General features: G+C 69.8%; 10 protein-coding genes. All 10 read right to left on the bottom strand.

Annotation, left to right across the window (positions count from 1 at the left end):
• Window positions 1-37: 37 nt before the first annotated feature.
• The gene (locus tag SPRI_RS27745) at window positions 38-373 is read right to left on the bottom strand and encodes an RNA polymerase-binding protein RbpA (protein WP_003957010.1); all 336 of its coding nucleotides are present in this window, start codon (window positions 371-373) and stop codon (window positions 38-40) included.
• Between the two features lie 135 nt (window positions 374-508).
• Window positions 509-739 (bottom strand): preprotein translocase subunit SecG, encoded by a 231-nt coding sequence (gene secG, locus SPRI_RS27740; protein WP_005318972.1) that lies wholly within the window; start codon window positions 737-739, stop codon window positions 509-511.
• A 123-nt stretch (window positions 740-862) separates the two neighbouring features.
• The gene (gene tpiA / locus SPRI_RS27735) at window positions 863-1,651 is read right to left on the bottom strand and encodes a triose-phosphate isomerase (protein WP_005318969.1); all 789 of its coding nucleotides are present in this window, start codon (window positions 1,649-1,651) and stop codon (window positions 863-865) included.
• A 6-nt stretch (window positions 1,652-1,657) separates the two neighbouring features.
• On the bottom strand, window positions 1,658-2,869 hold the full coding sequence (locus SPRI_RS27730) for a phosphoglycerate kinase (protein ID WP_005318967.1): 1,212 nt from the start codon (window positions 2,867-2,869) through the stop codon (window positions 1,658-1,660).
• Between the two features lie 132 nt (window positions 2,870-3,001).
• On the bottom strand, window positions 3,002-4,012 hold the full coding sequence (gene gap, locus SPRI_RS27725) for a type I glyceraldehyde-3-phosphate dehydrogenase (protein WP_005318966.1): 1,011 nt from the start codon (window positions 4,010-4,012) through the stop codon (window positions 3,002-3,004).
• A 222-nt stretch (window positions 4,013-4,234) separates the two neighbouring features.
• On the bottom strand, window positions 4,235-7,183 hold the full coding sequence (locus tag SPRI_RS27720; protein WP_037774995.1) for a M14 family metallopeptidase: 2,949 nt from the start codon (window positions 7,181-7,183) through the stop codon (window positions 4,235-4,237).
• Between the two features lie 187 nt (window positions 7,184-7,370).
• Window positions 7,371-8,360, bottom strand: a complete 990-nt coding sequence (gene whiA, locus SPRI_RS27715; protein ID WP_005318962.1) for a DNA-binding protein WhiA — start codon at window positions 8,358-8,360, stop codon at window positions 7,371-7,373.
• Entirely contained in the window at window positions 8,351-9,385 is a 1,035-nt protein-coding gene (locus SPRI_RS27710; protein WP_005318961.1) for a gluconeogenesis factor YvcK family protein, read from the bottom strand. Before SPRI_RS27710 ends, whiA begins: the two co-directional genes overlap by 10 nt.
• Window positions 9,382-10,323, bottom strand: coding sequence for an RNase adapter RapZ (gene rapZ / locus SPRI_RS27705; RefSeq protein ID WP_005318960.1), 942 nt, complete (start codon window positions 10,321-10,323; stop codon window positions 9,382-9,384). Before rapZ ends, SPRI_RS27710 begins: the two co-directional genes overlap by 4 nt.
• Complete coding sequence (gene uvrC, locus SPRI_RS27700) at window positions 10,320-12,305, bottom strand: excinuclease ABC subunit UvrC (RefSeq protein WP_037776974.1); 1,986 nt, start codon at window positions 12,303-12,305, stop codon at window positions 10,320-10,322. Before uvrC ends, rapZ begins: the two co-directional genes overlap by 4 nt.
• Window positions 12,306-12,439: the final 134 nt, after the last annotated feature.

Below are 12,439 nucleotides of genomic sequence, written 5' to 3'. Positions count from 1 at the left end.
GCCGTCACCCTTTTCGGGTGGCGGCCGGACTGGGGAACTAGATCTCGCCCCGCAGTTTGGCGAGCGCTTCCGCGAGAATCGCCTCGCCGTCCGCGTCGCTGCGCCGCTCGCGTACGTACGCGAGGTGCGTCTTGTACGGCTCGGTGCGCGGCGGGTCCGGCGGATTGTCCCGGTCCTGGCCGGCCGGGAACCCGCACCGCGGGCAGTCCCAGGTGTCGGGGACCTGTGCGTCACTGGCGAAGCTCGGCTGCGTCTCGTGCCCGTTCGAGCACCAGAAGGAGATGCGGAGGCGCGGCGCGGACTCGCCTCGCTCTGCCTCGCCCATCGGCCCCGCTCCGACCCGGCTTCCCCGGATCGCGTTGCCACTTGCCACGGTCGTAACTCCCTGCGTGATGGTGCTGCACAGCGTCTCACAGCGGCTGCGCCGCGAGTGCCCCAGTCTACGTAAGGCCCAACGCTCGTCCAGTGATTGGAGTTACACCCCAGCTCGGGACGCGGAATCGGTGGGTCAGCTGTCCAGCTTCATCAGCAGACCAAGTACGACAATGCACGCGAACCACAGCAGACCGACAACGACGGTGATGCGGTCGAGGTTCCGCTCGGCCACGGAGGAGCCGCCGACAGAGGACTGCATTCCGCCACCGAACATGTCGGAAAGACCGCCGCCCTTCCCCTTGTGCATCAGCACGAGCAACATCAGCAGCCCGCTGAAAATGATCAGGGCGATCGAGAATCCCATAACCACGGCTGGACCCTACTTCCTGGCAATTCTCTTGGACTCAATACGGACGACGGGGGCCCGGGCTCGTTGTGTGAGCCGCAGGCCCCCGCAAGGGTACGCCGGATCGGCGCTACCGCATACTCACTGGTCGCGGAACCGGACGATCTTGACGAACTCGTCCGCGTCCAGCGCCGCCCCGCCGACCAGGGCGCCGTCCACGTCGGGCTGGGCCATGATCGCCGCGACGTTGCCCGACTTCACCGAGCCGCCGTACTGGATCCGGACCTTGTCGGCCAGCTCCTGGGAGTACAGCTCCGCGAGACGGCCACGGACGGCACCGCAGACCTCCTGCGCGTCCTCGGGGGTGGCGACCTCGCCGGTGCCGATGGCCCACACCGGCTCGTAAGCGATCACGATGGTCTCGGCCTGCTCGGCCGGGACGTCCTTCAGACCGCCGTCGAGCTGGGCGAGCGTGTACTCGACCTGGTTGCCGGCCTTGCGGACGTCCAGGCCCTCACCGACGCACAGGATCGGGGTCAGGCCGTGCTTGAAGGCCGCCTTCACCTTTGCGTTGCAGATCTCGTCGCTCTCCGCGTGGTACTGGCGGCGCTCGGAGTGGCCCACCGCGACGAAGGTGCACTTCAGCTTGGCCAGCATCGGGCCGGAGATCTCACCAGTGTAGGCACCGGAGTCGTGCGCCGAGATGTCCTGGGCGCCGTACTTGATCTTCAGCTTGTCGCCGTCGACCAGGGTCTGGACGGACCGAAGGTCGGTGAAGGGCGGCAGGACGGCGACCTCTACGGCGTCGTAGTCCTTGTCGGCCAGTGCGAAGGCGAGCTTCTGGACGTGCGCGATGGCCTCGAGGTGGTTGAGGTTCATCTTCCAGTTGCCCGCCATCAGCGGGATACGGCCCTGGTCAGTAGCAGTCATGCGGGGTCAGTCCTCCAGTGCGGCAAGGCCGGGGAGCGTCTTGCCCTCGAGATATTCGAGGCTCGCTCCGCCGCCGGTCGAGATGTGGCCGAACGCCTTCTCGTCGAAGCCCAGGATCCGCACGGCCGCGGCGGAGTCGCCGCCGCCGACCACGGAGAAGGCCGGGGAGTCGACGAGCGCCTGGGCAACGGCCTTGGTGCCCTCGGCGTAGTCGGGGTGCTCGAAGACGCCCATCGGGCCGTTCCAGAAGACGGTGGCCGCGTCGGCGAGCTTCGAGGCGTACAGCTTGCGGGTCTCGGGACCGATGTCCAGACCCTCCTGGTCGGCGGGAATGGCGTCCGCGGCGACGACGGCCGGGTTGGCCGGCGCCTTGGTCTTCAGGTCCGGGAACTCGGACGCGACCAGCACGTCGACGGGAAGCACGAACTCCACGCCCTTGGCCTCGGCGCGCTCGAGGTACTCGAGCACGGCAGGGACCTGGTCCTCCTGGAGCAGCGAGATGCCGACCTCGTGGCCCTGGGCCTTGAGGAAGGTGTACGCCATGCCGCCGCCGATGAGGATGCGGTCGGCCTTCTCCAGCAGGTGGTCGATGACTCCGAGCTTGTCGGAGACCTTGGCGCCGCCGAGCACGACGACGTAGGGCCGGCTGACGTCCTCGGTGAGCTTCTTGAGGACGCCGACCTCGGTGTCGATCAGGAAACCCGCGGCGTGCGGCAGCCGGGCCGGGAGGTCGAACACGGAGGCGTGCTTGCGGTGCACGGCGCCGAAGCCGTCACCGACGTACACATCGGCGAGGGAGGCGAGCCGGTCCGCGAAGACGCCGCGCTCGGCGTCGTCCTTGGAGGTCTCGCCGGGGTTGAAGCGGAGGTTCTCCAGGACGGCGACCTGGCCGTCCTGGAGGGCGGCGACGGTGGCGGTGGCGGACTCACCGACCGTGTCGGTCGCGAACTCCACGTGCGTGCCGAGCAGCTCCCCGAGCCGGGCCGCGGCCGGGGCCAGCGAGAAGGCGGGGTCCGGGGCGCCCTTGGGACGGCCCAGGTGCGAGGCGACGACGACCCGCGCCCCGGCCTCCGCGAGCTTGGCGATGGTCGGCTGCACGGCCCGGATGCGGCCGTCGTCGGTGATGGTCGTGCCGTCGAGCGGCACGTTGAGGTCGGCGCGGACGAATACCCGCTTGCCCGCGACCCCGTCGGCCAGCAACTGGTCGATGGTCTTCATGTTCTACGGCTCCTCGGAGGGCTGCACGCGCGACAGGGCTCGAACGGCGCCACTTTGCGCTGCCCGAGCCCTGTTGCTCACATCTTTGTGCTCTCGTTGCAGATCAGGTGCAGATCAGATCAGACGTGCTGATCAGAGCTGGTTGCCCACGAAGACCGTAAGGTCCACGAGGCGGTTGGAGTAGCCCCACTCGTTGTCGTACCAGCCGAGGATCTTCACCGACTTGCCCTCCTGGACCATGGTCAGCGAGGAGTCGAAGGTGCAGGACGCGGCGTCGCCGACGATGTCCGAGGACACGATCGGGTCCTCCGTGTAGTAGAGGATGCCCCGCAGGTCGCCGTCTTCGGCGGCCTTCTTGAACGCGGCGTTGACCTCGTCCTTGGTGACCTCGCGCTCGAGCTCGACGACCAGGTCGGTGGCCGAACCGGTCGGGACCGGGACGCGCATCGCGATGCCGTCCAGCTTGCCCTTGAGCTTCGGCAGAACCAGGGCGGTGGCCTTGGCGGCACCGGTGGTCGTCGGGATGATGTTCTCCGCGGCGGCGCGGGCGCGACGCAGGTCGGAGTGCGGGAAGTCCAGGATCCGCTGGTCGTTGGTGTAGGCGTGGACCGTGGTCATCAGACCCTTGACGATGCCGAAGTTCTCGTCCAGAACCTTGGCCATCGGCGCCACACAGTTGGTGGTGCAGGAGGCGTTGGAGATGACGTGGTGGTTGTCGGCGTCGTACTTGTCCTGGTTGACGCCCATCACGATGGTGATGTCCTCGTCCTTGGCCGGAGCCGAGATGAGGACCTTCTTGGCACCGCCGGCGAGGTGCTTCTCGGCGTCGGCCTTCTTGGTGAAGATGCCCGTCGACTCGATGACGATGTCGACGCCCAGCTCGCCCCACGGGATGTCGGCGGGGTTGCGCTCGGAGAGCACCTTGATGGTGTGGCCGTCGACCGTGATGGTGTCGGCGGTGTGGCTCACCTCGGCCTTGAGACGACCGAGGATGGTGTCGTACTTCAGCAGGTGGGCCGTGGTCGCAGTGTCACCCAGGTCGTTGACAGCCACGATCTCGATCTTCGCACCCTGCTCCAGCAGCGCGCGGAAGTAGTTACGACCGATGCGGCCAAAGCCGTTGATGCCTACGCGGATCGTCACGAACCGATCTCCTCGTTGGTACGCCGGTTTTCGACGCCGGCGAGTTGTATGGGATGTCCCCGACCGCCTACGACCCTACCCCCCTGAAGGCCCCGTAGTGACATCGAGATGCCCTGCGTGGGACACGGTGGCCCGTACCCGCCAGTAGGAATTTCGGCCACCGTGCCCCTGGCCGGATCGCGGGGCGTTCTCAGCGTCGCCCCGCGCCCGGTCACGGCTGTCTCAGCGCCGCAGCGCCCGGAGCGCGGCGGCGACGATCCGCTCCCTGTCCAACGCCGTTGGCACGTGCTCGAGGCCGAAACCGATCAGCACGCTGTCGCGCGTGCTCACCGCCGACGCCGACGGATACAGGTCCTGGCTGCGCTCCCAGTTCCCGCGCAGGGCGGGACTGCCCTCCGGGGGCCCGGCGGGCGCCCAGGGCTCCAGCGATGCCTCGAAACCTTCGAGGGGCTGCTCCACGCCGCCGGATACGAGCCGGGTGTCGTCGACGAAGACACCCCGGCCGCCCTCGCTCGGGTCGGTGACATAGGAGACGGAGACCTCGATCCGCTTGCCCGCGTAGGCGCTCAGGTCGAAGGAGGCCGCACGCCAGCCGTCGGACGCCCCGGTGAAGGAGTTCCACGTGCCGGTCGTGCCGCTCGCCGTGCACGCGTCCTCGCCGAGCGTGAGGTAGTGCCGCAGGAAGGGGTGCTGGTCGATGTAGAAGCCGCCGTCGCACTGGGCCGGGACCTCTGTGGAGGTGCCGCCGCCGGCGTCGGGGAGCGTCGTCCAGTCGTCCTGGCCGACGGTGTGGACCTCCACGACGGCGTTGTCGTAGCCGGGCTCCGTGTCGAAGCTCAGCCGCATGTTCAGGGCGGGCCCGTCGGCGGCCGCCGTCCCGGTCAGGTCGATGGTGCGGGACAGCCGCGCCCACGAGGAGTTGCGGTGGGTGACCGCCGCGTACCACTCGCCGCCGTACGGCGAGAACGGCATCCGGGCGCCCGGGTAGTCGCCCGCGGCGGCGCTGTCGAACTGCGGGAACTCGTCCGGCGGAAGAGTGTCCGAGGTGATCGTGTAGGCGCCCGCGGCGTCCAGCGGGTTGCCCGGGGCGCCGCCGAGGGTGCCGGAGGCACCGGTGAGGCGTCCCGTGCCGAGGAAGCCGGTCACGCCGGCGAGCGAGGCCCGGCCGGAGGCCCCGAGGTAGTACTGCGAGAAGTCGTCGCTCAGCGCCCCGCCGAGGTCGGCGTCGCCGCCGGCGTGCTCTCCCATGGAGACGAGCTTGCCGCCCTCGTTGAGGTAGGCACGCACGGCCTGAGTGGTGGCCCAGGACGGCTCTGCCGCACCCGAGTACCAGACGACGGTCCTGAAGTGGCCGAGCACCGCGAGCGGGTGCGGGGCGCCGTGCGTCGCGACGTCCCAGACCGCGCTGCGGTGGCCGTTGGCGGCGAGGGCACGGGTGTAGGCGGCGGTGTGCGCGGCGGCGGCCGTGCCGCCCTCTTCCGCGATCACCAGCGTGTCACCGCGCGGCCGTTCCGCGACGGTGTAGGTGAAGGGCTCGCTGGCGGCGCGCTTGCCGCTCCTGGTCCTGCCGGTGAACCACACCTCGACGCGGTCGCCGGGTCCGGCTCCCTCGACCTCGGCGCGGTACTCGTCGAAGTGGAGGTTGTCCTCGCCGCCGAAACGCTCGCCGCCCTTCCAGGGGTGCAGCTCCTCGTCGTGCGTACGGCCGCCGTTGATGCGGTAGTTGAGCTCCTTGTCGCGCAGCGACCTGCGTGCCGTGACAGAGACCTCCTGGTCCGCGCCGCGCGCGTAGGAGGTGGCGAAGGCGTCGGGGGTGAAGTCCGCGGCCGTGAGGCCCAGCGCGGAGGACGGCTGGTCGGGGTGGGCCGCGGTCTGCGCGACGGAGAGCGCGAACGGGATGTTCTTGGCGAACTCCTGCTGGATCAGTTCCTCGTCGTCGGGGAACGTGAAGATGGACGCGCAGTCGGCGGCGTTCCACTCGTCGTCGGGGTCGACGCGCGATGCGGTGGCGCAGGTCGACATCTCCGGGGTGTACATCATCATCCCGTTGACGTTGGCCGCGTGACCGTCGGCCTCCCCGTTGGTCGTGTAGAGCTCGGAGGAGAGCTGGGGCCGGTAGCCGGGGATCGCGGAGTTGCCCGGTGTGCCCGCGAGGGCCTTGTAGAGGACGTCGTCGGGGGTCGGGGTGGCGACCTGCCAGCCGACTCCGTACAGCAGCAGCTGGGCGGCGGAGTGGTAGTTGATGCCGTACTGGAAGCCGATGCGCTTCTGGAAGCGGTCGATCGCCTTGGTCTCGGGCTCGGATCCGGGGCCGGTGCCGCGGTAGGTCTCGTCGAACGGGTCGGGCGAGGACCCCTCGTTGTCGTAACCCCACTTGTAGGCGAAGTTGCGGTTGAGGTCGACGCCGTCGCCCGCCGTGATCTTCCCGTCGCCGTTGTTGTCGCGGAGGTTCTTGCGCCACTGGCGCTCTTCGGTCCCGGTGAAGGTGTGGTCGTAGCCGTCGGGGTTGGCGGACAGGACGAACCACAGCTCCGTGGAGTCGATGATCTTCGTGATCCGCGGGTCCTCGCCGTAGCCGTCGAGGTAGTGGTGCATCAGCCGCCGGGTCATCTCCGGGGTGATCCACTCGCGGGCGTGCTGGTTGGACATGTAGAGGGTGGCGGGCTTGGAGCCGTCGCGGTACCTGTCCGCGCCCTTGGAGACCTTGAGGGCGAGGATGTCCTGGCCCTTGACGGTCCGGCCGATGCTCACGACCTTGGTGAGGGCCGGATGGGCCCTGGCGGTGTCGAGGATCTCGTCCTTGAGGCCGCCTTCGCCGCCGTACGGCCGGAAGACACCGTCGCCTGCGGCGGCGAGGCGCTTTACCGCCTTGTCGGAGAGGGCGTGCTCGGTGATGTCGACGCCCTGCTCCCGCAGTTCGCCGGCCTGCCGCTCGGTGAGGTGGAGCTCGATGGTGGCGGTGCCCTTGTCGGGGATCTGCTCGCCCAGCTCGTGACCGTCGGTACCCGCCGCGAGGATCAGCGGCACCTGCTCCTTGCTCACTTCCGCGTGCCATACGGCGAGTTCATCGCCGTTCCCGCCCCCGGAGTCGGCCTGCGCGATCGGCGCTGCCGACACTCCTGCGGCCAGGAGTGCGGCAGCGGCGAGGATCGATCTCGCTCTGCGTCTCATAAGCCCCCCTTGCTGTTGTCTGCCGGGAAAGTGCTCGTGTCCGCCGTGATGACGGGCATGCGACAGGCTCATGACTCCCCATGATCATGTCAATAGGGCCGCACCGGCCCACGCGGGCTTGGAAACGACACTGCCGACGCCTCGAAAGGCGTCGGCAGTAAAGCTGTCGAGCTACATGCCAGGAGCGTCAGCCCACCAGACCGTCGGCCATCTCCTCCGTCAGATTCGACTCCGTGCCGGGGATACCGAGGTCCTGGGCGCGCTTGTCCGCCATCGCCAGCAGCCGGCGGATCCGGCCCGCGACCGCGTCCTTGGTCAGCGGCGGGTCGGCGAGCGCACCCAGCTCCTCCAGCGAGGCCTGCTTGTGCTCCATGCGCAGCCGGCCCGCGGCCGCGAGATGCTCGGGCACCTCCTCGCCGAGGATCTCCAGCGCGCGCTGCACCCGGGCGCCCGCCGCCACGGCGGCACGGGCGGAGCGGCGCAGGTTGGCGTCGTCGAAATTGGCGAGGCGGTTGGCGGTGGCGCGCACCTCGCGCCGCATCCGCCGCTCCTCCCACGCCAGCACCGACTCGTGCGCCCCGAGCCGCGTCAACAGCGCGCCGATCGCATCACCGTCACGGACGACCACGCGGTCCACGCCCCGCACCTCGCGCGCCTTGGCGGCGATCGAGAGCCGGCGGGCGGCGCCCACCAGCGCGAGGGCCGCCTCCGGCCCCGGGCAGGTGACCTCGAGGGAGGACGACCGGCCGGGCTCGGTCAGCGAACCGTGCGCCAGGAAGGCGCCCCGCCAGGCGGCTTCCGCGTCGCACGTCGCACCCGAGACCACCTGGGGCGGCAGGCCCCTGATCGGGCGGCCCCGGCCGTCGACCAGACCCGTCTGGCGCGCCAGCTGGTCACCGCCCGCCACCACCCGTACGACGAATCGGGAGCCGCGGCGCAGACCGCCGGGAGCCATGACCATCAGCTCCGAGCTGTGGCCGAAGATCTCCAGGATGTCCCGTTTGAGCCGGCGCGCGGCGATGCCGGTGTCCAGCTCCGCCTCGATCACGATGCGGCCGCTCACCAGGTGCAGACCGCCCGCGAACCGCAGGATGGCCGAGACCTCCGCTTTTCTGCAGCAGGTCCGGGTGACGGGGAGCCGGGAGATCTCGTCCTTCACCGCTGCCGTCATCGCCATGGGCCGATCCTTCCATGCATCCGAAAAATACGGTCGTACGCGGCGGCCAACAGCTCCGGGTCGTGCTTCGGAAGTCCGTCGGGAGAGGCCACCGGAGCCAGCTCGACCGCGGCGCCCAGCCGCTTGGCGGCGTCGACGAGGGACTCGCGGTCGGGCACTGCGGCCTCGTCGGCCAGCACCACGTCCAGGGCGAGTTTAGGCGCGTGTCGTCCCAAAACCTCCAAATGACGCTGCGGGGAGAAGCCCTCAGTTTCTCCGGGCTGGGGCGCGAGATTCAGCGAGAGCACCCTGCGGGCCTTCGTCTGGACCAGTGCGTCGAGCAGCTCGGGCACGAGAAGGTGCGGGATGACCGAGGAGAACCAGGAGCCGGGGCCGAGGACGACCCAGTCGGCGTCCAGCACGGCCGCCACGGCCTCCGGGACGGCCGGCGGGTCGTTCGGCACGAGATGCACGGACTGCACCTCACCGGGCGTGAGCGCCACGGTCGCCTGGCCGCGCACGGTGTCCACCTCGTCCGGGCGGCTCGGGTCGTGCCCGCGCACCAGCGCCTGGAGCTCGAGCGGCACGGCCGACATGGGCAGCACCCGCCCGTGCGCGCCGAGCAGCTTGCCGACCAGGTCCAGCGCCTGGACATGGTCACCGAACTGCTCCCACAGCGCCACGATCAGCAGATTGCCGACCGCGTGCTCGTGCAGTTCGCCCTGCGACTGGAAACGGTGCTGGATGACCCGCGCCCAGGTCTGGCCCCAGTCGTCGTCGCCGCACAGCGCCGCCAGGGCCTTACGCAGGTCGCCGGGCGGCAGCACGCCGAGCTCCTCACGGAGCCGGCCGCTGGAACCGCCGTCGTCGGCGACGGTGACGACCGCGGTGAGGTCGCCGGTGATACGGCGCAGGGCCGTGAGGGAGGCGGACAGCCCCATCCCGCCGCCGAGGGCGACGACCTTGGGCTGGGCTCCGCGCTTCCGGCCCGACGGCGTGCGTGTGGTTCTGCGCAGCCGTCGCAGCCGGAGGTTGCGTCCGGTCACTCGCGCCCCAGGTCCCGGTGGACGACGACGGTCTCGACACCGGCGGCGGACAGACGGGCGGCGAGCTTCTCCGAGGTGGCGACGGAGCGGTGCTTGCCGCCGGTGCAGCCGACGGCGACGGTCACATAGCGCTTGCCCTCCCGGCGGTACCCGCCGGCGATCAGCTGGAGCAGCTCGGTGTAGCGGTCGAGGAACTCCTTGGCGCCGGGCTGGTTGAAGACGTAGTTCGACACCTCTTCGTTCAGGCCGGTGAAGGGACGCAGCTCCGGCACCCAGTGCGGGTTCGGCAGGAAGCGCATGTCGACGACGAGGTCCGCGTCGACGGGCAGGCCGTACTTGAAGCCGAACGACATCACCGTGGCCCGCAGCTCGGGCTTCTCGTCGCCCGCGAACTGGGCATCCATCTTGGCGCGCAGCTCGTGGACGTTCAGGCCGGAGGTGTCGATCACCAGGTCGGCGTCGCCGCGCAGCTCCCGCAGCAGGTCGCGCTCGGCCGCGATGCCGTCGACGATCCGGCCGTCGCCCTGCAGCGGGTGCGGGCGCCGGACCGACTCGAAACGGCGCACCAGGGCGTCGTCCGAGGACTCCAGGAAGACGATCCGGCGGGTGACCTGCTTGGCGTCCAGGTCGGCCAGGGACTCGCGGAGGTTGTCGAAGAAGCGCCGGCCGCGTACGTCGACGACGACCGCGATCCGGGCGACATTGCCCTGGGAGCGGGCGCCGAGCTCCACCATCGTGGGGATCAGCGCGGGCGGCAGGTTGTCGACGACGAACCAGCCGAGGTCCTCCAGGCACTTGGCGGCCGTACTGCGGCCCGCGCCCGACATACCGGAGATGATCACCAGCTCCGGGATGGCCACGTCCGCCGTGGTCTCACGGGGCTCGGTGCCGTTGCCCGTACTCACGTCTGCCGCTCCGTCTCCGTCGTGCTCAGTCATGTCGTGCTGCCCCCGTCGCTCTCTTCAATGATCTCTCCTGTCGCGGTGTTCACGGCGGGCGCGGGCGGCGCCGTCTGCGCCAGGGCCACGACGACCGACTCCGCGGTCTTACGGCCCATGCCGGGAACCTCGCAGATCTGCTCGATTGTCGCCTGCCGCAGGCGCTTGACCGAACCGAAATGCTTGATCAGAGCCTGCTTCCTGGTCTCCCCGAGACCGGGGACCGCGTCCAGGGGGCTGGTCCTGATGCGCTTGGACCGCTTGGAGCGCTGATAGCGGATGGCGAAGTCGTGAGCCGTGTCACGCACCCGCTGGAGGAGATACAGGCCCTCGCTCGAACGCGGCAGGACCACGGGATCGTCCTCGTGCGGCAGCCAGACCTCCTCGAGCCGCTTGGCGAGACCGCAGACCGCGACGTCGTCGATCCCGAGCTCGTCCAGCGCGCGCTTGGCGGCGGCGACCTGGGGCTGCCCGCCGTCGACGACGACCAGCTGCGGCGGGTAGGCGAACTTCTTGGGCCGGCCGTCGTCCTCCAGCGCCTCGTGCACCGGGTCGTCACCGCCGATCCACTCGCCGGTGCGGTCCTTCTCCGCGAGGTACCGCTTGAAACGCCGGGTGATCACCTCGTGCATGGAGCGGACGTCGTCCTGCCCCTCGAAGCCCTTGATCTGGAAGCGGCGGTACTCGCTCTTGCGGGCGAGGCCGTCCTCGAAGACGACCATGGACGCCACCACGTCCTCGCCCTGGAGGTGCGAGATGTCGAAGCACTCGATGCGCAGCGGGGCCGAGTCCAGGCCGAGCGCCTCTGCGATCTCCTCCAGGGCACGGGAGCGGGTGGTGAGATCGCTGGCGCGCTTGGTCTTGTGCAGCCCGAGGGCCTGGAGCGCGTTGCGCTCGACCGTCTCCATCAGGGCCTTCTTGTCGCCGCGCTGCGGAACGCGCAGGGAGACGGCCGCGCCGCGCCGGCCGGTCAGCCACTCGGTGACGGCGCCCGTGTCCTCCGGCAGGGCGGGGACCAGGACCTCCTTGGGGACCGCGTCGCCGCTCTCCTCGCCGTACAGCTGCTGGAGCGCGTGCTCGACCAGGCCGGCCGTGTCCACGTTCTCGACCTTGTCGGTGACCCAGCCGCGCTGTCCGCGGACGCGGCCGCCGCGGACGTGGAAGATCTGCACGGCGGCCTCCAGCTCGTCCTCCGCGAGCGCGATGAGGTCGGCGTCGGTCGCGTCGGCCAGCACCACCGCGTTCTTCTCGAGGGCGCGCTTGAGGGCCCCTATGTCGTCGCGCAGCCGGGCGGCCTTCTCGTACTCCATCTCCTCGGCGGCCGCCATCATCTGCTTCTCGAGGCGGCGGATGTAGGTGCCGGTGCGGCCGGCCATGAAGTCGCAGAACTCCTCGGCCAGTTCGCGGTGCTCCTCGGGGGTGACACGGCCCACACAGGGCGCGGAGCACTTGCCGATGTAACCGAGCAGACAGGGGCGGCCCTTCTGCACGTGGTTGCGGAAGACGCCCGCGGAGCAGGTGCGCACGGGGAAGACGCGCAGCATCAGGTCGACGGTCTCGCGGATGGCCCAGGCGTGCCCGTAAGGACCGAAGTACCGCACGCCCTTGCGCTTGGCACCGCGCATGACCTGCACCCTCGGGAACTCCTCGTTGAGGGTGACCGCCAGATACGGATAGCTCTTGTCGTCGCGGTACTTGACGTTGAACCGGGGGTCGTACTCCTTGATCCAGGAGTATTCCAGCTGCAGCGCCTCCACCTCGGTGGAGACGACCGTCCACTCGACGGAGGCCGCGGTGGTGACCATGGTGCGGGTGCGCGGGTGCAGGTTCGCCAGGTCCTGGAAATAGCTGGCGAGGCGCTGGCGCAGGCTCTTGGCCTTGCCGACGTAGATCACCCGGCGGTGCTCGTCACGGAACCGGTAGACCCCCGGCGAGTCGGGGATCTGTCCCGGCTTGGGGCGGTAGCTGGAGGGGTCGGCCATGCCGTCCACCCTACTGGCGGACAGTGACAGCCCGGCCACTCCCGTCGGGGGTGTGATCGCTCCCTCTTCCGCCGCCACCACGGACCGCGGACAACGAAGGGCGACGGCCCTTGTCGCGGGCAGGTCAACACGCT

The sequence above is a fragment of the Streptomyces pristinaespiralis genome, assembly GCF_001278075.1.
GTDB classification, from domain to species: domain Bacteria; phylum Actinomycetota; class Actinomycetes; order Streptomycetales; family Streptomycetaceae; genus Streptomyces; species Streptomyces pristinaespiralis.
This window is presented reverse-complemented; position numbering and strand designations above follow the sequence as displayed.